18 protein-coding genes are annotated in these 20,514 nt (G+C 66.2%); 6 read left to right on the forward strand and 12 right to left on the reverse strand.

The window, feature by feature from the left end; all coding sequences use genetic code 11:
* Window positions 1-7: 7 nt before the first annotated feature.
* The 4 genes from DKK67_RS01110 to DKK67_RS01125 are packed head-to-tail and all read left to right on the forward strand — an operon-like array spanning window position 8 to window position 3,370.
* Entirely contained in the window at window positions 8-514 is a 507-nt protein-coding gene (locus DKK67_RS01110; protein ID WP_111493574.1) for a glycosyltransferase family protein, read from the forward strand.
* A gap of 39 nt (window positions 515-553) precedes the next feature.
* Window positions 554-1,057 (forward strand): glycosyltransferase, encoded by a 504-nt coding sequence (locus tag DKK67_RS01115; RefSeq protein ID WP_162628708.1) that lies wholly within the window; start codon window positions 554-556, stop codon window positions 1,055-1,057.
* On the forward strand, window positions 1,054-2,277 hold the full coding sequence (locus tag DKK67_RS01120; RefSeq protein ID WP_111493578.1) for a glycosyltransferase family 4 protein: 1,224 nt from the start codon (window positions 1,054-1,056) through the stop codon (window positions 2,275-2,277). The genes DKK67_RS01115 and DKK67_RS01120 overlap by 4 nt, the downstream gene beginning before the upstream one ends.
* Before the next feature lie 28 nt (window positions 2,278-2,305).
* A complete protein-coding gene (locus DKK67_RS01125) occupies window positions 2,306-3,370 on the forward strand; it encodes an acyltransferase family protein (RefSeq protein ID WP_162628709.1) in 1,065 nt (354 codons plus the stop codon).
* A gap of 59 nt (window positions 3,371-3,429) precedes the next feature.
* Here the strand turns inward: DKK67_RS01125 and DKK67_RS01130 are convergent, their stop codons facing one another.
* The 6 genes from DKK67_RS01130 to DKK67_RS01155 form a co-directional block, all read right to left on the reverse strand.
* A complete protein-coding gene (locus DKK67_RS01130; RefSeq protein WP_111493582.1) occupies window positions 3,430-4,629 on the reverse strand; it encodes a glycosyltransferase family 4 protein in 1,200 nt (399 codons plus the stop codon).
* Entirely contained in the window at window positions 4,626-5,915 is a 1,290-nt protein-coding gene (locus DKK67_RS01135; protein WP_111493584.1) for a lipopolysaccharide biosynthesis protein, read from the reverse strand. Before DKK67_RS01135 ends, DKK67_RS01130 begins: the two co-directional genes overlap by 4 nt.
* Window positions 5,912-6,823 carry a polysaccharide pyruvyl transferase family protein gene (locus DKK67_RS01140; RefSeq protein ID WP_111493586.1) on the reverse strand — a complete coding sequence of 304 codons (912 nt, stop codon included), beginning with the start codon at window positions 6,821-6,823 and terminating at the stop codon, window positions 5,912-5,914. The genes DKK67_RS01135 and DKK67_RS01140 overlap by 4 nt, the downstream gene beginning before the upstream one ends.
* The gene (locus DKK67_RS01145) at window positions 6,798-7,796 is read right to left on the reverse strand and encodes a glycosyltransferase (protein WP_111493588.1); all 999 of its coding nucleotides are present in this window, start codon (window positions 7,794-7,796) and stop codon (window positions 6,798-6,800) included. Before DKK67_RS01145 ends, DKK67_RS01140 begins: the two co-directional genes overlap by 26 nt.
* 283 nt (window positions 7,797-8,079) lie before the next feature.
* Complete coding sequence (locus DKK67_RS01150; RefSeq protein ID WP_111493590.1) at window positions 8,080-10,365, reverse strand: ATP-dependent DNA helicase; 2,286 nt, start codon at window positions 10,363-10,365, stop codon at window positions 8,080-8,082.
* Entirely contained in the window at window positions 10,356-12,035 is a 1,680-nt protein-coding gene (locus DKK67_RS01155) for a VRR-NUC domain-containing protein (protein WP_111493592.1), read from the reverse strand. The genes DKK67_RS01150 and DKK67_RS01155 overlap by 10 nt, the downstream gene beginning before the upstream one ends.
* Window positions 12,036-12,303: 268 nt before the next feature.
* On the opposite strand from DKK67_RS01155, the gene DKK67_RS01160 reads away from it, so the two are divergent.
* On the forward strand, window positions 12,304-13,872 hold the full coding sequence (locus DKK67_RS01160; RefSeq protein ID WP_111493594.1) for a BCCT family transporter: 1,569 nt from the start codon (window positions 12,304-12,306) through the stop codon (window positions 13,870-13,872).
* Between the two features lie 58 nt (window positions 13,873-13,930).
* Here the strand turns inward: DKK67_RS01160 and DKK67_RS01165 are convergent, their stop codons facing one another.
* Window positions 13,931-15,343, reverse strand: coding sequence for an alanine/glycine:cation symporter family protein (locus DKK67_RS01165; RefSeq protein WP_111493596.1), 1,413 nt, complete (start codon window positions 15,341-15,343; stop codon window positions 13,931-13,933).
* 229 nt (window positions 15,344-15,572) lie between these two features.
* On the opposite strand from DKK67_RS01165, the gene DKK67_RS01170 reads away from it, so the two are divergent.
* Window positions 15,573-15,977, forward strand: coding sequence for a gamma-glutamylcyclotransferase family protein (locus tag DKK67_RS01170; protein WP_111496714.1), 405 nt, complete (start codon window positions 15,573-15,575; stop codon window positions 15,975-15,977).
* On the opposite strand, the gene DKK67_RS01175 is transcribed toward DKK67_RS01170, so the two are convergent.
* The 5 genes from DKK67_RS01175 to DKK67_RS01195 all read right to left on the reverse strand — a co-directional run bounded on the left by DKK67_RS01175 (window position 15,974) and on the right by DKK67_RS01195 (window position 20,514).
* The gene (locus DKK67_RS01175; RefSeq protein WP_111493598.1) at window positions 15,974-16,315 is read right to left on the reverse strand and encodes a DUF805 domain-containing protein; all 342 of its coding nucleotides are present in this window, start codon (window positions 16,313-16,315) and stop codon (window positions 15,974-15,976) included. The genes DKK67_RS01170 and DKK67_RS01175 overlap by 4 nt on opposite strands.
* Before the next feature lie 96 nt (window positions 16,316-16,411).
* A complete protein-coding gene (locus tag DKK67_RS01180) occupies window positions 16,412-17,230 on the reverse strand; it encodes a nitrilase-related carbon-nitrogen hydrolase (RefSeq protein ID WP_111493600.1) in 819 nt (272 codons plus the stop codon).
* A 198-nt stretch (window positions 17,231-17,428) separates the two neighbouring features.
* Entirely contained in the window at window positions 17,429-18,757 is a 1,329-nt protein-coding gene (locus tag DKK67_RS01185) for an MmgE/PrpD family protein (protein ID WP_111493602.1), read from the reverse strand.
* A 64-nt stretch (window positions 18,758-18,821) separates the two neighbouring features.
* Window positions 18,822-19,703 carry a glycine betaine ABC transporter substrate-binding protein gene (locus DKK67_RS01190; protein WP_111493604.1) on the reverse strand — a complete coding sequence of 294 codons (882 nt, stop codon included), beginning with the start codon at window positions 19,701-19,703 and terminating at the stop codon, window positions 18,822-18,824.
* A gap of 79 nt (window positions 19,704-19,782) precedes the next feature.
* Window positions 19,783-20,514, reverse strand: coding sequence for an ABC transporter permease (locus tag DKK67_RS01195; RefSeq protein WP_111493605.1), 732 nt, complete (start codon window positions 20,512-20,514; stop codon window positions 19,783-19,785).

Below are 20,514 nucleotides of genomic sequence, written 5' to 3' on the forward strand. Positions count from 1 at the left end.
AATCGTTATGACCACAGCCGAGCCCGTTCACGAACGCACCGCCAAACAGTCGCCCCGGCACGTCATGCTGGCGGCGTCCTTCGGCGGCCACTGGAAACAGCTGATGGTGATCGACCGTCTGCTGGACGGCGACAGCCGGCGCCTGAGCTACGTGTCCACCTCGCCGGAGATACCGCCCGAGGCGGCCGGTGCCGACTATTACCGGGTCACCGACTGCAACGCCGGTGAGCGCCTCAATGCCCTGCGTTGCCTGGGCGGCAGCCTGCGCCTGATGCTGCGTCTGCGTCCCGATCTGCTGATCACCACCGGCGCCTTACCCGGTCTGCTGTTGGCGCTGGCCGCCAAGCTGACCGGCACCCGGGTCATCTGGATCGACAGCGTCGCCAACGCCGAAGAACTGTCCAGTTCCGGGCGCATGGCGGCGCGTTTCGTGGATCTGTGCTGCACCCAGTGGCCGCATCTGGCGAACGACGACAGCAACAAGGGCCCGGTGTACCTGGGCAGTGTTCTTTAGGGCCTGGACGACAGGACCCGGATTTTAGGAGCCGGCATTTTGATTTTTCTGACCGTAGGCACACAACTGGCGTTCGACCGGCTGGTCCGCAGCCTGGATGAATGGATCGGGCCGGACCACACCTACCCGGCCTTTGCCCAGATCGGCCGGGGCGAGTACCTGCCGCGCCACATCAGCTACGAACGCTACCTGGAGCCGGAGAGCTACCAGAAATACCTGGACGCCGCCCAGGTGGTGGTGGGCCATTGCGGCATCGGGACCATCCTGTCCTGCAACGACCGCGGGATTCCGGTGGTGGTGGTGCCGCGTCGCTACGACCTGAACGAACACCGCAATGATCACCAGATCGCCACAGCCCGCCAGGTGGAGGCCCGCGGCCTGGCCCAGGTGGTCTATGACGAAAGGGAACTGGGCGGAATACTGCGCCAGGTGCTTGAGGGCAACGAGACGCCCCGCGCCGAACACGCCGAGCGGGAACGGCTGGCGCAGAACCTGAACCGGGTGGTGAACCGGGTTCTCGGCACAGCGGGAGAGCTGCCATGAAGATACTGATCGTGAACACCTTCTACACGCCGATCCAGGTGGGCGGCGCGGAACTGTCCGTGCAGCAGTTGGCCGAGGGCTTCGCCGCCCGGGGCCACACCGTCGGCGTACTGACCCTGTCCCGGGACGGCGTGGGCGACCGCGAGGAGATCAACGGCGTGACCGTGATCCGCGTGCCCAGCTACAACCACCACATCCCGCTGATCAGCCAGGGCTCGCTGACCGAACGCACCCGCTGGCACCTGATCGACGTGTTCCAGGGCGGTGACGCCGACAAGTACGTGGACCTGTCCGAGTTCGACGTGATCCACACCAACAACCTGCTGGGGTTTTCCACCCAGTTCTGGAAGACCATTCGCCAGCAGAAGCGCGACGACGCGGTGATGGTCCACAATATCCGCGATTTCTACCTGCGCTGCCAGCGCTCCAACCGCTACCGCAACGGGACCACCTGCCAGAAGACCTGCACCGGTTGTCTGCCCGCCGAGGTGACCCGGCGTCGTCACAGCGAGTGTGTGGACGCGGCGGTGGGCGTGTCCGACTACATGCTGCAGCATCATCTGGAGGCGGGCTTCTTCCCGAATGCCCGGCGCACCGCTGCGATCCACAACCGGCCCGGCGACCACCTGCAGTTTCCACGCGCCGAGCGCCAGCACGGCGATCCGATCCGCGTCGGCTTCATCGGCCGGGTGGCGGAGAACAAGGGCACCTTCATCCTGGCCGAAGCCTTCCGCAAGCTGGCGCGCCGGGACATGACCCTGGACATCGCCGGTACAGGCAGCGACGCCGACGTGGCCCGGCTGCAGGACATCATTGCCGGCGACGAGCGCATCACCTATCTGGGCAAGACCCAACCGGCGGACTTCTATCCGCGCATGGATGTCATGGTGATGCCCTCCACCTGGGAAGAACCGCTGTCGCGGGTGGTCAGCGAAAGCCTGCTGAACGGCATCCCGGTACTGGCCTGTAACCTGGGCGGGCAGCCGGAGATGGTGCGCCACGAACAGGATGGCCTGGTGTTCACGCCGACGGTGGCGAACATTCACGACGCCCTGGCTGGTTTGACCCGCGAACGTCTGGCGGAGCTGACCCGTAACGCGCGGCTGCGATCGCCGGATATGCTGGCCGCCAACGTGATCGACCAGTACCTCAACCTGTTCGGGGCACTGCTTGAGGAGCAGTCCGCCGCGAAGTCGAACGACAGGGCGGTGGGCCTGTGATGCAACTGGAACCGCAGGAGGGCGTGGCGTGGCCGAAATAACGAATACCCTGTCCGGTGGGCTGGCCGACGGCTCGTCCGGTGTCATCTCCGGCGCCAAGGCGGGACGCCGGACCGACCTGAACGTGGAAACCCTGCGCGGCCTGGCCTGTCTCCTGCTCGTTGGCTTCCACGTGGTTGGCGGCAAGCCCTACACCGGTTTGCGGGTGGAAGACCCGGACTCCATCTACCGGCTGGTGACCGACGCGCTGGCCTATCTGCGCATGCCTCTGTTCACCTTCCTGTCCGGCTACGTCTACGCCATGCGTCCGTTCAGCGGCGGCGCTGGCCGTTTCATGCAGGGCAAGGTGCGCCGCCTGCTGGTGCCCATGCTGGTGGTGGGCACCCTGTTTGCCATCCTCAAGAGCGTGGCGCCCGGCACCAACACCCCGATGGCGCTGGAGGATTTCCTGACACTGCACATCGTCCCGGTCGAGCATTTCTGGTACGTGGAGTCCCTGTTCTGGATCTTCCTGCTGGTGATGCTGCTGGAGATGGGCGGTCTGTTGTCCACGGGAAGGCGCTTCATTGCCGTTATGGCGATTGGCTGTGTTATTCACGTGCTGTACCAGAAGCCGCCGATCTATCTGGGCTTTGCCGGTGCCATCTACCTGATCCCCTTCTTTCTGTTCGGGGCGGCCTGCAACCGTTTTCGCGAGACTCTGTTCCGGCCGACGGTGCTGTGGCCGGCTGGTTTGTTGTTCGTGCTCTGCGGCACCTGGGCTCTGATGGGCGTGGCCGGACTGACCGCGCGGGTGCCGGACCAGTCGGTACCGGCGTTGGTGATTGGCTGTTGCAGCGGCCTGTTCCTGCTGGCGTCCCAGTGGAAGGTGCGCTGGCTGGTCTTCATCGGCGGCTTTTCCTACAGCATCTATATCTACCACGTGTTTGCCGCGGCGCCGTCGCGGATCATCCTTGAAAAACTGGGGGTGACCGACACCTTCCTGCTGCTCGTCGTCGGCCTGGTGTGCGGCATCGTGGCACCGATCATCGTCGACCGGGTGGCGTCCCGCTATGGCTGGAGTCGACTGGTGCTGCTGGGAAAACGCCGCTGATGCCGGCGTAGCCGCCTCCGCGAGTGCGGGGGCGGCTCACAGGATGTGGTGAGTGCGGCTCAGGACGCCGCGTCGGGGAGGGGCGAAGGGCTGGCCGCGCTGTCCGGCACGACGCCCAGACTGTCCAGAATATCAGCCCAGCGCTGCCCCACCGCCTCTTCCGAGAACCCGCCGATAAAGCGTTGGACGCTCTGTTCGTCCGGGCTCTGGTAGTGCTCGCGACTGGCCGAGATCACTGTTGCCAGCGCCTCCGCATCCCCCGCCTCAAAGAAACGGAAACCGTTGCTATCGGCCTGCGCCATGGGGCCGTAAATCTCCGCCAGGGCACCGTAATCGGATGAGATCACCGGCAGGCCGCTGGCCAGGGCTTCCATGATGGCGATGCAGAAGCTCTCCTCCGCGCCGGTCTGGGGATCGACGTGGGAGGGCTGTACGTAGACGTGGCTGTTGTAGAGCAGGGTGCGGATGCCGTCGCGGCTGAGGCCGGCGTGCAGCGTGACCCGGTCGGCCAGGCTGTGTACGCCGATGAAAGACTGCAGCCGTGCCTCGGTGGGACCGAAGCCGACCAGGTCCAGGGTCACGTCGACCCCTTTGTCGCGCAACAGGCGCACCGCCTCAAGCAGCGTGGCCTGGTCCTTGAACCCTTCAAACCGGCCGATGCAGGCCAGCCGCAGCGGCCCGCCGTCGTACTGGCGCGGACGCCACGGGAAAAAGTTCTGGTTGACGTAGTTGCGCACCACCCGCACCTGGGAGGGCGCCAGTTTCAGGGTGGTGGCCACCTGGTTGGCAAAGTGCTGGCTGGGAAAGGTAAAGATCCGCTCGGACCCGGCGCTCAGTTTTTCCATGGCGCGGCGGAATTCCCGGTGCTGGTGCAGGGCCACATTGCCGTCGTAGCCGTGCATGGACGTGATCACCGGCACCCGTGCCCGCAGGAAATTGGTCGCCGACATGCCGAACTGCGCCTGCACCGCGGCCACCCCGCGGGTGGGCTGGGCGATGGCCGTCGTCGCCACCTCGAATTCCCGGTACTGGCGCAGCAGCTTGGATTCGATTCGCGTCAGGGTTTGGGCCCAGCCGCCGCTCTCCCGGCCCGGCACAACGTGCACTTCCAGCCCCGGCAGTTCCCGGTCCGGCGTGTCCAGCAGGCGCGAGGTCACCAGCCGGCAATCGTAGCCCTGGCGCATCAGGCTGCGCAGGTGCAGGAAAATGTATTCCTCATTGATCCGGGAATAGGCCGGCACGGCGTGCAGTAACGTCATGTGGAGCCTCGCGGTTGGCGGGAATGGGGCCCGAAGTACATTCGGGCGAGGCAGATCAGCAGTTTGAGCAGCGAGCCGGCGATCATCGAGTAGATGAAGATCTCCAGGCTGGATTCGCGCACCGCCCAGATGGAGCCGGACACGAACAGCAGGGTGCCGGCCAGTTGGGCGCGAACCTGGACCCGGTTGTGCCCGGTCAGCAGCAGTGGCTGGATCACCAGCCAGGCCACCGATGCGAGAATCACGTTGAGCAGCAGCAGCGACGTAATGTGGGCAACGCCGCTGAAGTCCTTGCCGAACACCAGGGCTACCGGGTATTCCAGCACCACCAGGCAGATGGGCCAGAGCACCAGCCCGAGCCCGAAATAGATCAGCGTCCAGCGGCTGAAGGTGCGGCGCATCTCGGCTTCATCCTGGGCGTTGACCCGGGCGATGATCACATTGGTGACGTTACCCACCAGCTGGCGGGCGGACATGGCCAGTGTCACCGACACCGCGTAGATGCCCATCTCGCTGGTGGTGGCGATGAGCGACACCAGGATCTTGTCCAGGTGTTGTTGCAGCAGGCCCATCAGGTCGGACTGCCAGAAACGCAGGGAGTAGCGCCGGTTTTCCCGGGGCAGCCCGGGCTGGCGCTCGATCTGCTGGGTGCGGAACAGGCGCCGCAGGGCCCAACTGATAAACAGGATCTCGGCCAGCCGGCAGACAATCTGGAACCCCAGCAGGATCTCCGGGCTGCCGATGTCGAGCAGAAAGGCGCAACCCAGCAGCAGCCCGTTGAGCAGCGGCAGGATGAACTTGGCCACGTCGGGGATGATGAAGCGACGGTCGATGGCGGCCAGCGCCTGCAGGTAGGTGGCGGCGGTGAACGACACGGTGCCGGCCAGGGTCAGGATCACGATGGCGGTGTTGAGGCTGGTGTACTTGGGCTCGATGTAGAACGGGAAAATCAGGCACCAGATCACCGCGAAAACCGTGGCGGCGGCCGCGCCGATGGCAAGGTGCACCGCCGCGGCCTGGCGCTGCTCGCGTTTGCCCAGGTAGATTGCCAGCCGGTGCAGCCCGAGGTTGCAACCCAGCGGTGCAAAGTACATCGGCAGGAACAGCAGGAACAGATGGCCTCGCCCCTCCACACCCAGGATGCGCGCCACCAGGGCGGCGTTGAGCGTGGAGATCACCACGATCAGGACGTTGACCGAACTGCTGCGCAGCATCAGGCCGATCAGGGAACGGCCGCCGGACGCGGCCTTGTTTTCGGCGGTCGTCGCGTTCGGCTCGTTGCTCATGTCCAGATCACGTTGTCGAACCGGCCGGCGATGGAATTCTCGTAGACCGATCGGCACTTGTGATAGCTGCCGCCACTGAAATAGACCGTCTTGCCCAGTCGCGCCGCCGCGATGCACACGTGCAGGCGATCGGTGTAGACGATGTCGAACTGGTCGATGTAGTTGACGAAATCCCGCGCCGATTCGCGGATGCGTTCGATCGAGGTCTGGCCATAGTCGAACGCCACCGAGGCGTCGCAGTTATCGTCGGGAATCGGCTGGCCGGCGCTTTCCCGGTCGGTGCGATAGAGGTGTCCGGCGCGGGTGCCGGAGCGGCTCAGGCGACGGCGCAGCCAGCCCCCCAGCAGTCGCAGCTTGGCCTCGGCGTACTTGCGCCGGCCCAGGCCGGTCACGCGGAAGGTGCCGAACAGCTCGCGCAGCCATACCAGCGGCAGGTGGCGCACCCGAAAGGCGCTCATATCGCCATAGAAGACCATGTCGTCGCACAGGTAGGTCTGCGCGCTGACCTGGTTGCTGACGTAATCGAAAGAGGGCTTTTCCCGGCAGAAAATCAGGGTGCTGTCCGGCAGTTCGCGCAGCAGCGGTTCGTGACCGGCGATGGTGTGCGGCAGCACCACCAGGCGCTGGAAGGCGTCCTTGAAGCGGTGCAGCAGTTGCGCTACGTCGTCGTAGAGCGGGACCAGGTTGCCACCGCCCGCCACCAGCAGGGTGCGGTTGGCGGCGGATTCCCCCACCGGCGCACCGGGCAGGGCCAGGTTCACCTTCAGGCCCAGCTTCTCCAGTGTGCTCAGCGAACTCATGGTGATGAGGTGGTCGCCGGCGTTGCCCGGGAAGCTGGCCAGCGTCAGCGTCGACGCTCCGAACTCCCGCTGCATGATGGATTCAAAATCGTGCTGATCGAGCTTCATCCCTGAGATTCCGTTGAAAGTACGAGGTCGGTCCGTAGATCACGCTGAGCGCCGCCTTCTTCAGACCGCTGACGAGATCGTGGTTGGGAAACAGGCGCCAGGCGCGGGTGCTCTGGTTGAGCTGGCGCAGACGCTGCTGGCACTCCTTGAGGTCCGCGCCTTGCGCCTCTTTCACGGCCTTGCGATAGACGTGGTAGCCGTACCAGCCCAGCGCCTCGCGGAAGTGATTGTCGCGGGTTTCGCGGCGCAGGTAGTGCAGGTCCAGGAAGATCTGGATCAGGCTGTCGACCCGCTCCCGGGCCTTGTCCGGATTCACCGCCTGAGTGATCGATCCGGAGCGCTGGCGGTACAGGTAGGGCGCCTGCTCCAGGGCGACGAAGCGGTCCGCCTCCTGCAGCAGCTGCGGCGTGTGCAGCATGTCCTCGTGCAGCAGGTTGGGTTCGAAACGCAGGCCGGACTGGACCAGCAGCGAACGCCGGTACACGTAGGTCCAGGCGGTGGTGGCGATGTGGAACGCCTTCACGCCTTCGCGGAAAAACTGGCGACCCGAGATCAGGCCCAGTTGCAGCGGCGTATGGCGTCCCGGCAGCTCGGTGCCGGCTTCGTCGACTTCCTGGAAACCGAAGTGCACGCAGTCCAGCGCCTGCTGTTTCAGCGTGGCGACGATGCTGTCGATGGCGCCCGGGGCGATCATGTCGTCGCCGTCGATGAACCAGATGAACTCACCGGTCGAATGCTCGAAGCCGGTGTTGCGGGCCGCGGACAGACCGCCGTTGACCTGGGTGACGACGCGCATTCGCTCGGGAAAACGCTCGGCGAGGGCCGTCAGGCGTTCGCCGGTGTCATCGGTGGAGCCGTCGTCCACGGCAATGAGCTCGAAAGGAATGTGGGTGTCCTGCTCGACAATCGACAGGATGCAGTCGTCGATGAAGTCTGAAATGTTATACGCCGCAACAACGATACTCAGGTCCATGTTCACGTCCTTGCCTTGGAGCTGTTGTGGAAAGCGTAGGCAAAGGCTGCCCGCTCCCCTCGTTGGCGAATGGGGCCAGGGATTCCCGGCATGGTTATTCGATGCAATTGTCAGGCCGCGATGTTACTGCGTGACGACAGCCTGCTGCTTCTGATCTCCCGCAAAAACGCCGGAGCGCGGGGCCCCGTGGGGAGTCACGGACGCTCGTGGATGCGCCGCGATGGGGCGCGCTGACCGTCCGATAATGGCAACCCAGTCTAAAGCATCCACCGCTGGAGTTGAGTTACATCCGCGCAAGGCTGTCTTCATGTTCCGGCGTGTCGTCATCGGCGAACCACCAGTCCGGCAGCAGGCGTCGAATGGCCGGTTGGGCGAAGCGGTCGTCGATCAGCCAGAGGGTGCCGGTGTCTTGCGGCGTGCGGATGACGCGCCCGGCGGCCTGGGTCACTTTCTGCAGGCCCGGGTAGAGGTAGGTGTAGTCGTAGCCGGCGCCGAAACGGGCGTCCAGCCGCTGGCGCAGGACGTCGTGCCAGGGATCGAACGGCGGCAGGCCTACGGTGGCGACGAAGGCGCCGATCAGGCGGGTGCCGGGCAGGTCGATGCCTTCGCCGAAGGCGCCACCCAACACCGCAAATCCGACCCCCTGACCGTCCTCGGTGAAACGCTCGACGAACCCGGCCCGCTCCGCCTGGCTCATGCCGCCGTGCTGGTGCCAGACGGGAATATCCGGCGCCTCGCGCTGCAGCCGCGCGCGGACCGCCTCCAGGTAGGTGAAGCTGCTGAAGTAGGCCAGGTAATTGCCGGGCTGGCGCCGGTACTGGCTGGCGATCAGCGCGGCAATCGGCCCCAGGGACGCCTCGCGGTGAGCGCGCCGGGTGCTGATGCGGTCGGCGAAGTGGATCTGCAACTGGCCACTGTGGAAGGGGCTGGGCACGGACTGCCAGGCCGTCTCCGGCGGCAGGCCTAGCAGGTCGCGGTGGTAAATTCCCGGCGACAGGGTGGCGGAGAACAGCAGGCTGCTGTCGGCGGCTTCGAAGCGCGGCCTGAGAAAGTCCGCCGGCACCAGGTTCTGGATTGCCAGTTCGGCCCGGCCGCGCCCGCCGCGGCGGTATTCGCACAGGGAGTGGTCGCCGAAGGATTCCGCCAGGCGGCTGAAGGCAAGGCAGTCGAACATCAGCTCCTGCAGGGTCAGGTCCGGCGGGTGGTCGGTGAGGTAATCGGTGATCGCCGAGACCAGCCCGTTGAGCCCGCCCAGCAGCGCTTTGGGCAGTGTGTCCAGAAACACGGGCCGGTCATCGTCGCTGCCGTACTCGCGGGCCAGCGTCTGCCATTGCCGGGCCAGCCGGTTGATGGGGCCTTTCAGGCTGGCCGGGGCCTGCTTCCTGGCCTGCAGCAGCCGCGACTGACGCAACGATACCGAATACATGCCCCGGGCGCGGTCGATCAGGTTGTGGGCTTCGTCGACCAGCAGGCTGACGCGCCAGTCGTTCTGCCGGGTCAGGCCATGCAGCAGGGCGTGCTGGTCGAATATCCGGTTGACGTCCGCCACCACCACATCGCTCCAGCGGGCCATCTCCTGGGCCAGGAAATAGGGACACAGACCGTGCTCGGCGGCGATGTCGCGCAGCGCTTCCCGGGTCAACGGGCCGGTGTGGTCGACCGCGGCCTGGCGGGCGGCGGGCAGGCGGTCGAAAAAGCCCCGGGCCAGCGGGCAATCCTCGCCGTGGCAGGCCTTGTCCGGGTGTTCGCAGGCGTGGTCCTTGGCGCTCAGTTCGAGGATGCGCAGGGGCACGGCGCCGTCCTGGGCGTCGGCCAGCCGTTGCAGGCCGTCCAGCGCCAGATCGCGGCCGGGATTGCGGGTGGTCAGGTAGAACAGACGATCCTGCCCGGCCCGGGGCAGCGCCATCAGGGCCGGATAGAGCGTGCCCAGGGTCTTGCCCAGACCGGTCGGCGCCTGCAACAGCAACGAGCGCTGGCGCAGGCTGTTGCGGTAGACCGTCTCCGCCAGGGGACGCTGGCCGCGCCGGAAATCCGGGAAGGGAAAGCGCAGGTTGGCGAGGGCAGCATCCCGCTCGCGCCGGTGCGCCGCTTCCTGCTGGGCCCAGGCGCGGTAGGCCTGGCACAGGTCGGTCAGCTCCTGCCACAGGCTGTCGGCGCTGGCGGATTCGCGCACCACGGTTTCCCGGTCGCGGCCGATGTCGTAGTAGACCAGAGCCAGTTCCACGCTGTCCCGGCCGCTGGCCTGGCAGTGCAGGGCGCCGTAGGCCCGCAGTTGCGCCCGGTGCAGGGCGCGCTGATCCGGCGACAGGCGTTCCAGATCGCCGCGATGGGTCTTGATCTCCTCCAGCCGGTTGGCCAGCGGCTCGTAGCCGTCGGCGCGCCCGCGCAGGGACAGACCCGCGCACTCGCCGCTCAGCGGGACTTCCGCCTGGTATTGCGGCCCGCGCCGGGCCTGGACCCGGGCGTGTCCGGCGATGCCGTCCTCGGCGGACGGTGCCGGGGTGTAGCGGTGATCCAGGTCGCCCCGCCGGGCGGCGAACTCGCACAAGGTTCTGACGGCTACCTGCATTCGTCCGCCTCCGACCAGCGCACGTAGCACACCGAGACCGGGAGGCCGTGTTCCAGGCAGAACTCCAGCCAGCGGATCTGGTGGTCCTGCAGGCGGTCGCCCGGGCCTTTCACCTCAATCATCTCGTAGGTGGCGTCGTACGGCACGAACCGGATCAGGTCGGGCAGGCCGCTGCGGTGTTCGCGCAGGTCCCGCAACAGGCGCTGGAACAGCAACTTCAGGTGCGCGGCCGGGATGCACGCCAGGGCCATCTCCAGCACCGGTTCCGTCAGCACCGGCCAGTGCACGAAGGCGGACGAGAGGCCTTGCTTGGCACGCCAGTTGTCACGGATGCGGTCCTTGTAGTTACCGCCGTCGAGCGCGGCCAGGCAATCGTCGAACAGGGCCTGGCGGCGCTGCACGAAATCTTCCCGGTGCAGGTCCGCCGGCGCCAGGTGGAACGGGTGAAAAAAAGCGCCGGGCAGCGGGGCGAACAGCGCTGGCCAGCACAGCAGGCCGAACAGGCCGTTGATCAGGGTGTTCTCCACGTAGCAGACCGGCGCCCGCTCCTGGCTGAGATGCTCCAGGGCGGCCCACTCCACCGACATCGCCTCGGGCTTTGGCAGCACCAGCGTCTGCTCCGGAATCGGCGGCCGCCGGGGGGCCAGCGGTGGCGTCTGGTCGAGCTTTCTGGCCAGTCGTTTGAGCAGGCGCTCGAGGCCCCGGGCTTCGCCGTCGCCGCGCGGGTCGTCGACGGCGTCACGCGCAACGGCCCAGGCGTCCTCCGGCCGCTTGAGCCGTTCCAGCAATCGCAGTTGTCGCAGCCGCGCCTCGCGATGCCCGCTCTCGCCCCAGGCCCGCAGGGCCAGCTCGACTTCGCCGCTGCGGTCGGCCTGGCGTCCCAGCTCCATCAGCAGTCGCCCGCGCCGGCTCTCCAGCCAGGGGTTGGCGTTGCGCGGCGGAATGTCCGGCCAGATGGCGGCGGGCGGCTCGCCGGCTTCCAGGCGGTCGCGGCAGGCCTGCATGGCCAGGTAGCGGTCCACGTCGTCGCGGCTCTGGAACGCCCGGGAATCGGGCGTGAACGGCACCGTCTCATAGCGGTGATGGCCCAGTTCCACCAGCACGAAGTCCGGCCAGCTCTGGCGTAGGTTTCCGAAAAACATCAGGCGGATACGATCGAACAGCGCCATGTGGTGCAGGGCCACGAGGCGATCGTCGGTCTGCGGCCACCAGTGCGAGAAACGCCGTGGTTCCGGCGTCAGTTCCCGGCAATGGGCGAGCATGGCCTTCTTGCTGGCGGAGCGGGGCAGGGGGCTCTCGGCCAGCCAGGTGCCCAGGGCGTTGCGGCACTCGGCGACGGTCAGGGCGTCGAACAGCGCTTCGATGTCCAGCTCCGGGTCGTCTTCCACCCAGCCGGCTGCGGCCAGCACGTCCAGCGCCTCATCCACCGGGGCGCCCAGTTCGGGGTAGTTGAGCTTGCTCTGGCGGAAGCGTTCGCCGCTGCGCATCACCAGCCGCACCAGCAGGGCGCGGGCCGGCTGGGGCAGGTCGAGCAGGCGGTCGATGAGGGCGCGCTCGTCGGACGTGAGCAGGTCACCGTGGTGTTCGCGCACCCAGCGCACCACGGTCTCGAAGTTCTTCAGGTAGTAGAGCGGATCATCCAGCGATGCGGTGGCGATGGGACGGTTCATGACGCTCCGACAGGTTGGTTCCGGGCGGACAGTTTAAAGCCTGGGGCGGATGTGTCCCAGTGTTCACCGCCGGGTACAAGCGCGACGTCACCGTGCCGCGTTGATGAAATGAAACGGCTCAGGACTGGATGCTCCAGCCAGAAGCGAATGGACAGCCTTGCCTGCGCCGCCGCTTTGGCGGTGCTCTCGGGTACAACGGATGGCGTAACCCATCGCCTTCCTGTACGGTGCGCGACCCTTTCCATTCCTCAAGTATTCAAATTTCCCTATGTCTAATTCTTCGAATGTCGCCCTGGAACAGGCGCAATCCCGTTCCAATCGACTGGGCGACCCGCTGGTGGCGGCCCTGACCATGACGTTTATCGTCGCTTTCGTGGCCCTGTCCCTGGTGGATTCCGAAACCATGACCGCCTGGATCGGCGCCGGCTTTGCCTGGACCGCCAAAACCATGGGCAGCTTCTTCCAGCTGCTGTTGCTGCTGACCTTCTTCATTGCCCTGGGCGTGGCCTTCACCCGCAGCGGCGAGGCGCGCATCGGTAACCGGTCAACGCCGGAAATCGGCACCTTCCGCTGGTTGTCGATGATCCTGTGTACCCTGCTGGCCGGAGGCGGCGTGTTCTTTGCCGCCGGCGAGCCGATCTATCACTTCGTGGTGTCGCCGCCGTCGTTCAGCGCGGAAGCGGCGACGGCCGATGCCGTGGCGCCGGCGCTGGCGCAATCGTTCATGCACTGGGGCTTCCTGGCCTGGGCGGTGCTGGGTTCGCTGACCGCGCTGGTGCTGGCCTACGCCCACTACGGTCAGGGCAAGCCGCTGCAGCCGCGCACCCTGCTGTATCCGGTGTTTGGCGAGAAAGCCGTCAGCGGCTGGCTGGGCAGCGTGATCGACGCGGTCTGTGTGATTGCGGTGGTGGCCGGTACGGTCGGCCCGATCGGCTTCCTGGCCACCCAGATGAGCTTCGGCCTGCATGAACTGTTCGGCCTGCCGGACGGTTTCGGCACCCAGCTGGTGATCCTCGCGATCCTGGCGGCGGTTTACATGACTTCCGCCCTGACCGGCCTGCACAAGGGTATCCAGCTGCTGAGCCGGTTCAACGTGGTGCTGGCGCTGATCATCGCCGGCCTGATCGTCGTCTTCGGCCCGACCCTGTTCCTGGTGGACACCTACCTGCAGTCCATGGGCGAGTACGTGTCGTCCTTCTTCACCATGGCCACGCAGACCTCCCAGACCGCACCGGCCTGGTGGATGAAGTGGTGGACGGTGTTCTTCTTCGCCTGGTTCATCGGCTACACGCCGCTGATGGCGATCTTCGTGGCGCGCATTTCCCGCGGCCGCACCGTGCGCCAGATGGTGCTGTGCGTGTCGGTGCTGGCGCCGATTGCCACCACCATCTGGTTCACCCTGCTGGGCGGTACCGGCATCTACCACCAGCTGGCCGGCACCTTCGACCTGACCGAGGCGCTGAACAGCTTCCAGTTCGATGTGGCGACCCTCACCGTGGCCCAGGCCTTGCCGGGCGGCTCGTTCATGGCGGCGGCGATCCTGCTGCTGACCACCATTTTCGTCGCCACCACCGGCGACTCCATGAGCTACGCCATCGCCATGGTCGGCGCCGGCCACGACGAACCCAGCCCGGGCACGCGGGTGTTCTGGGGCGGCGCGATGTCCGTGATGGCGGCGATGCTGCTGTACATGGGCGCCGGCCAGATCGGCGTGTTGCAGCAGTTCATCGTGCTCACGGCGATTCCCGTGTCCCTGGTGATCCTGCCGTCCCTGTGGACCGGCCCCAAGGCCGCGGCTGCCATGGCAAGGCAGCAGGGGATTCTCGGCTCGGACTGAGTATGAAAAAGCCGCCCGATGGGCGGCTTTTTTGTGGGCGTGAGTTCGACTTGGCCGATCAGCGCCAGATGGTGTGGTCGATCTTCTCGGCCAGTTCCGGATACTCCTGCGCCTTGAAGTGCGGCACCTTGCCGTCCTTGCGTTGGGCCAGGTAATCCTTGGTCAGTTTCACTACCGTGCCGGAGAGAAGGACGATGGCGATCAGGTTGATGGTGGCCATCAGGCCCATGGACGCGTCGGCGGCGTTGAATACCGTGATCACCGCCTCGTAACTGCCCCAGACCACCATGCCCAGCGCCGCCAGGCGCAGCAGGGTCAATCCCAGCGTACTGCCGCCCCCGAGGTAGATCAGGGCGTTCTCGGCGTAGGTGTAGTTGGCGACGATGGAGGTGAAGGCGAAGAACAGGATCGCGATGGCGATGAAGTAGGCGCCGAAGGCACCGAAGTGCACTTGCAGCGCGTCCTGGGTCAGCTTGGTACCGGTAATGCCGGAACCCGGTTCGAGGACGCCGGACAGCAGGATCATCACCGCGGTGGCCGTGCACACGATCAGGGTGTCGATGAATACACCGAAGGCCTGCACCAGACCCTGGGAAGACGGGTGATGCGGGGCCGGTGTGGCGGTGGCGGCGATGTTCGGCGCCGAGCCCATGCCCGCTTCGTTGGAGAACAGCCCCCGCTTGATGCCGTTGAGCATGGCCGCGGTCACCGAACCGGCGACGCCGCCGGCGGCCTCGGAAATACCGAAAGCGCTCTTGACGATGGTGGCCAGCACACCCGGCACTTCGGTGATGTTCATGGCGATGACCACCAGCGCCGCCAGCACGTACAGTCCCGCCATAAACGGCACCACGAATTCGGCGAAACGCACGATCGAGCGCAGCCCGCCGAAGATGACGATGCCGGCGAAAAAGGCCACGGCGACCCCCACCCAGAGCTTGGGGATGTGGAAAGCGCCCTGCATGGCGTCGGCGATGGAGTTGGCCTGCACCGCGTTGAACACCAGCCCGAAGGACAGGATCAGGCACACCGCGAAGATGCCACCGGCCCAGGGCGCCTTGAGCCCCTTGGCCATGTAAACAGCTGGCCCGCCGCGATACTGACCCTTGCCGTCGCGCACCTTGTAGAGCTGGGCCAGGGTGCTCTCGGCGTAGCCGGTGGCCATGCCGACCAGCGCCACCATCCACATCCAGAAGATGGCGCCGGCGCCGCCGAGGTACAGCGCCACGGCGACACCCGCCAGGTTGCCGGTGCCGACCCGCGACGCCAGGCTGGTGCACAGGGCCTGGAACGGCGAGATACCGTGCACGTCGCTTTCGCGGGAGCCGCGGATGGCGCGGATCATTTCGTTGAAGTGACGGAACTGCAGCAGTCCCAGCCGGAGGGTAAAGAACACGCCCACGGCCAGCAGACCGTAGACGAGCACGTAGCCCCAGAGTATGGAATTCAGGAAGTCGACAATGGCTGTCATGAAAGGTCCCCAGCGGCGGTGCCGCGATCCGGTGAAAAAGGCCAACCCGGCGGAGCGGGTCGAAAAAGCGCGCGAGTCTAACACTCACCTCAGGATTTCGCCGATAGACGATCGTGGGCTACATCAAGACCCGACAGGGGATGGGAAAAGAATCGCGTCCATCCTGGACAAACTATCCGAGGTACTGCGAATGTCTTTCGTTTCAGGATAGACAAAACCGGTGAGGATGATGACATCAGAGCATGACTTCGGCGGCAATGACCGCGTTCGTCCCCATCGCGTGGCGGTGTACGGCACGCTCAAGCGCGGCGGCAGCAATCACCGCTACCTGCGCGGCGCCCGGTTTCTGGGTCGAACGCGGCTACAGAGCATTGCCCTGTACGATCTGGGCGCCTATCCCGGCGCGCGGCTGGAGGCCTCCGCAGGCGTGGAGGTGGAAGTCTACGCGTTAAATGACGCCGGCCTGCGCCGGGTCGACTGGCTGGAGGAATACCGGCCCGAGGCTCCGGCGCACGGCACCTACGACCGGCGCTGGCTGGCAACGCCTCTCGGCTCCGCCTGGGTCTACCTGTACAACCCTCCGGTGAGAGGCCGGCGGCGCATTACCCGGGGCGGCTGGTCCGCCCGCCGCTAGGCGCCCGCCAGTGCTGGTCCGTAGCGGTTTTCCCCTTCGCCCGGGCGTGCCAGCATCAGCGCCAGCACGATCCAGCCAATCACGATCACGAACATCAACAACTGCCACCAGCCGGAGCGACCGATGTCGTGCAGGCGACGGGCGCCCAGGCTGATACTCGGGACCAGAACGACCACGCTGAACACGGTCGAGAGAATGAACGAGCCCATGGCCAGATCGATCACGTTGGCGGCCAGGGATATCAGGAAATAGACCAGGAAAAACATCCAGTACTGGCGCCGGGTGGCGCGGCCGGAAAAATCGGCGTAGCGGCGGAAACCGTCGATGAATTCGTCCATCGGTGCCTCTATTCAGGTGAACAACATTCAGGCAGTGAAGACGAAGCCTATCAGCCGGTCGGAGCCTCGTCCGGCCGGGACTGGATCGAGATCATGTCAGCGCGGGAAGCGGGTGGCGTCGCGGTGCGTGGGCAACTCGAACCGGGCGCGGGCGATGTCGGTGCGGCGCAGGGTGGCGTGGATCAACTGCTCGCCGTCCTCCGCGGCCGCCAGGATCTGACCGCGTGCACCGACGATACGCGAGCCGCCCCAGAAGTGGCTTTCGCCCTCCGGCCCGTAGCGATTCGCCATCACGATGGGCGTGCCGTAGGTCATGGCGTAGAAACTCAGGTTCAGGGCCCAGTTGTCCTCGTTGGAGAAGGACTCGCTGACGATGCCGGAGGCCGAATTGATCGGCGCGCACAGCAGCGACGGCCGCTGCATCATCGCCTCGTGCACCAGCCCCGGATGCCAGAGGTCGGCGCAGATCAGGTAGCTGGCGGGCCAGCCTTCCACCACCGGGCACAGGGTGGTGGCGTCGGCGGGGGAGAACCATTTGCCTTCCTCCAGGCCGCCATAGGTGGGCAGGTTGATCTTGCGGTGGACCGCCTGGACCTCCCCGTGCTGCAGGATGGCCAGGGCGTTGTAGTACTCGCCCGGGCTGACTTCTTCCACGAAACCCACCACCGTCTGCATCTCGCCCGCGGCCCGCGCCAGCTCCAGGAGATGAGCGTCCGTCGCGGGCATGGCCACGTCCACCACCCTCTGGCGCAGGCTGTAGCCGGTCAGCGACAGTTCCGGAAAAACCAGCAGTTCCAGGCCAGCGGCGCGGCCCTGTTCAATCAGACGCTGGTGGGTGTCGAGGTTCCGGGCCACGTCGCCCAGGACGCTGTTGATCTGGGCGGCGCCGACGTGCAGGGCGTCCTGGTGGTGCATAATGGGTCTCCGGCAATGCTCGTATATTGGGAGCCGCTGAAAAAGTCGATTTTGCGGCGAATCGCGGCGTCGCGCTTCATCCACAGCCTGAATTTTTTCAGAGGCTCCTCAGGCGCGATGATGCCAGTCAAAGTGAAGCAGGTTAAGGAATCATTCCGGGGATTTTTCAGGACAATGTAGCCGAAGCGAGCGCTCCATTCAGGCGGTTCCCGCCTCCCCGGGGACAACCAGCTTATCCAGCAAATCCGTCACCGGTCGCTCGTCCAGCGTGTCGATCACCGTTTCCAGTTCCGCCGTGGCCTCGGCGCCCAGCACGGGGCTGACCAGGGCGCGGTACTTGGTGCGGATCTCCTCGTCGCTCAGCGGCGTGTGCGGATCACCGCGGGCTTCCATGGCGTCGCTGTGCCAGGCACGGCCATCGTCCAGCACCAGCATGGCGTGGGCCCAGCGGCGAGCCGGGAAGGCCTCGTTGAAGGCGTCCGACTCGGTGATGACCACCCGTTGGGCCAGTCGGGTGATCAGTGGGTCGCCCAACGCGCGGGTGACGCTGTCCGTATCGACGGTGCCCCGCACCAGCGCGCAGGCGACCGACCAGGGCAGGCTGTACTGGGCCTGCTCGGTATCCGCCGGTGCCCGGGTGTGGAGTCGTTTGGCCTCGTGAAAGGTCTCGATCTCGATGCACGCGATCCGCGCCGGGTCGATGCCCTGCGGGCGGATCGACAGTGCCGCTTCCACGGCTGGCTGCGCCCAGCGGCAGACCGGGTAGGCCTTGAAGTACTGCTCGTAGAGGTACCAGCGTTCGCCGAGATCCGCCCAGATGGGCGCCAGCGCCGGATCGGTGACCGTCAGCGTGGGCGCGCCGCTGAAGCCGTCGGCGGCCAGCAGCGCGGCGGACACCCCGGCCAGGGCGCCCCAGCCGGAGCCGTCCTTGAGCATGGTGGGGTGGTCGATGCAGCGCATCATCTGGCTGCGCGGGCCGTAGAACTCGGCGATGCCCAGCGCGTGGTGCAGGGTGTCGCGATCCGAACCCAGCAGGCGCGAGCAGACCGCCGCCACGGCCAGCCCGTTCCAGGCCCCGGAGGTGTGGTAGTCGTCCGCCGATACGTGCAGGGCGATGCCGGCGCGGGTCGCCACTTCGTAACCCAGCACCAGCAGGCCCAGGAACGCGCGCCCGGACAGGGCGTTGACCTCCGGCAGCGCGAGCAGGCCCGGCAGCACCGCCACGCCCACGTGCCCCTTGGTCAGCACCTGGCCGTCATGGGCGTCCAGGGCGTCGATCAGCCAGGCGCCGTGCAATGCCACACCGGCCGGGGAGGCCCGGCCGTCGGCGAACAGCAGCGGGCGGTCGCCGCCGTACTGGCTCAGTGTGAAGCGACGCGCCTTGTCCGCCAGGGGTGTCGCGGTGGCACCGGCGGCCACGCCGACGAGGTCGAGCAGGCAGCGCTTGGCGTGGGCCATCGCGTCCGGGTCCAACTGGTCCGGGGTGAAGGACTGGATCCAGTCGAGGGGCTGCAGGTTGGAGGTCATGGGACGATCCGGAGGGGCGGGAAAGTGGATGCCGGGCCTGGTGCGGCCCGGCGAGCGGGATGGATTACAGCAGGTTGTTCTCTTTCAGGAACGACTCGGCCACCTTCTCGATGGTTTGCTTCTCCACGTCGACCTGGGCGTTCAGGCCGGCCATGGTGTCGTCGTTCAGCAGGGCGGACAGCTGGTTCATTTGCGCCGCCAGTTCCGGATTGGCGTCCAGCGTCTCCTGACGCACGACCGGGGTCAGCGCGTAGGCCGGGAAGTAACCCTTGTCGTCTTCCAGCACGCGGAAATTGAACGCCTGGATGCGGCCGTCGGTGGCGAATACCAGGCCGACTTCCACCTGGCCGTCACGCAGGGCCGGGTAGACGAGGCCGGAATCCATGCGCTTGATCTGCGGGCGCGCAAAGCGGAAATCGTATTCCTGCTGCAGGGGGCGCAGGCCGTCTTCGCGGGCGTAGAACTCGGCGTTGCAGGCGAAGGTCAGGTCGTCGCCGTCGTTCACGGCGGCGGCCAGGTCGCTGATGGTCTCGATGCCGCGCTCGGCCGCGTCGTCTTCACGCATGGCCAGGGCATAGGTGTTGTTCGCGTCGGAGGGCTCCAGCCACACCAGGTCTTTCTCGCCGTCCAGTTCCTTGACGGTACTGTAGGTCTCTTCCGGGGACAGGCGCTCGGTGATGTCGTTGTAGTTGATCAGCGAGGTGCCGGTGTATTCCCAATAAAGGTCGATCTGGCCGTTTTCCTGGGCCTGGCGCAGCACGGCGGAGCCCATGCCGGCGCGTTTGTCGACGTCGTAGCCCAGGCCGTCCAGATACTGGGCGGTCATGCTCGCCAGCACTTGTTGCTCGGTGAAGTTCTTGCCGCCCACCACGACGTCGTCGGCGGCGGCCACGGTGGATGCCGCGGCCAGGACCATGGCCATTACGGGTTTGATGAATCGTTTCATGAGCCTTGCCTCTTCTGTGTTTTTTGATGTGTCCGGCAGCGCCGGATGGGTTCTGGATGCGTTTTCGGTTCGGTTTGCCTCAGGCGCGGGACGGGTTCACTTCCCGCGGTACGATCAGGAACGCCGCCAGGGCGACCAGCGCGTCCACCACAATCGCGAGCAGCGCCGTGGGGATGGCCCCGGCCAGCATCATCACCGGGTCGTACAGGTCGATGCCGGTGAAGATCAGTTCGCCCAGACCGCCGGCGCCGATCAGGAACGCCAGCGGTACGGTGCCCACGTTCAGGGTCAGCGCGGTGCGAATGCCGGCGAAAATGACGTAGAGGGCGTTGGGCAGCTCCACCTTGATCAGCCGCTGCAGCGGCGACATGCCGATGCCCGCGGCGGCCTCGATCAGCGCCGGCGACACGTCCTTGAGGCCGGCGTAGGTGTTGCGGGTGATCGGCAGCAGGGTGGCCACGAACAGGCCGAACACCGCCGGCAGCGTGCCGATGCCCAGGAAACTCATGGACAGCGCCAGCACCGCCAGGGTGGGGATGGTGGTGCCCACGTTCAGGCCCTGCATCAGGGTTTCGGCGTAGCGGTCCATGGCCGGGCGCGACAGCACGATGCCCAGCGGAATGGCGATCAGGATGGCCAGACCGCCGGAGATGGCCGTCAGCCACAGGTGCTGCTTGGCCAGGTATTCCACGTCCGGCAGGTAATAGAGGAAGTCATCCAGCACACCGCTGGACTGGGCCCAGACGCCGGCGGCGAAGATGGCGACCAGCAGCGCGAACCGGCCGATGCCCTTGAAGTACTGTATCGGCAT

This window comes from Marinobacter bohaiensis (assembly GCF_003258515.1).
Taxonomy (GTDB): Bacteria; Pseudomonadota; Gammaproteobacteria; order Pseudomonadales; family Oleiphilaceae; genus Marinobacter_A; species Marinobacter_A bohaiensis.

Bases quoted from the DNA above. Each gene is read 5' to 3' on its own strand.
- DKK67_RS01110 (WP_111493574.1), top strand. From the start codon at position 8: ATGACCACAGCCGAGCCCGTTCACGAACGCACCGCCAAACAGTCGCCC.
- DKK67_RS01120 (WP_111493578.1), top strand. From the start codon at position 1,054: ATGAAGATACTGATCGTGAACACCTTCTACACGCCGATCCAGGTGGGC.
- DKK67_RS01130 (WP_111493582.1), bottom strand. From the start codon at position 4,629: ATGACGTTACTGCACGCCGTGCCGGCCTATTCCCGGATCAATGAGGAA.
- DKK67_RS01135 (WP_111493584.1), bottom strand. From the start codon at position 5,915: ATGAGCAACGAGCCGAACGCGACGACCGCCGAAAACAAGGCCGCGTCC.
- DKK67_RS01140 (WP_111493586.1), bottom strand. From the start codon at position 6,823: ATGAAGCTCGATCAGCACGATTTTGAATCCATCATGCAGCGGGAGTTC.
- DKK67_RS01145 (WP_111493588.1), bottom strand. From the start codon at position 7,796: ATGGACCTGAGTATCGTTGTTGCGGCGTATAACATTTCAGACTTCATC.
- DKK67_RS01150 (WP_111493590.1), bottom strand. From the start codon at position 10,365: ATGCAGGTAGCCGTCAGAACCTTGTGCGAGTTCGCCGCCCGGCGGGGC.
- DKK67_RS01155 (WP_111493592.1), bottom strand. From the start codon at position 12,035: ATGAACCGTCCCATCGCCACCGCATCGCTGGATGATCCGCTCTACTAC.
- DKK67_RS01160 (WP_111493594.1), top strand. From the start codon at position 12,304: ATGTCTAATTCTTCGAATGTCGCCCTGGAACAGGCGCAATCCCGTTCC.
- DKK67_RS01165 (WP_111493596.1), bottom strand. From the start codon at position 15,343: ATGACAGCCATTGTCGACTTCCTGAATTCCATACTCTGGGGCTACGTG.
- DKK67_RS01170 (WP_111496714.1), top strand. From the start codon at position 15,573: ATGACATCAGAGCATGACTTCGGCGGCAATGACCGCGTTCGTCCCCAT.
- DKK67_RS01175 (WP_111493598.1), bottom strand. From the start codon at position 16,315: ATGGACGAATTCATCGACGGTTTCCGCCGCTACGCCGATTTTTCCGGC.
- DKK67_RS01180 (WP_111493600.1), bottom strand. From the start codon at position 17,230: ATGCACCACCAGGACGCCCTGCACGTCGGCGCCGCCCAGATCAACAGC.
- DKK67_RS01185 (WP_111493602.1), bottom strand. From the start codon at position 18,757: ATGACCTCCAACCTGCAGCCCCTCGACTGGATCCAGTCCTTCACCCCG.
- DKK67_RS01190 (WP_111493604.1), bottom strand. From the start codon at position 19,703: ATGAAACGATTCATCAAACCCGTAATGGCCATGGTCCTGGCCGCGGCA.
- DKK67_RS01195 (WP_111493605.1), bottom strand. From the start codon at position 20,514: ATGCCGATACAGTACTTCAAGGGCATCGGCCGGTTCGCGCTGCTGGTC.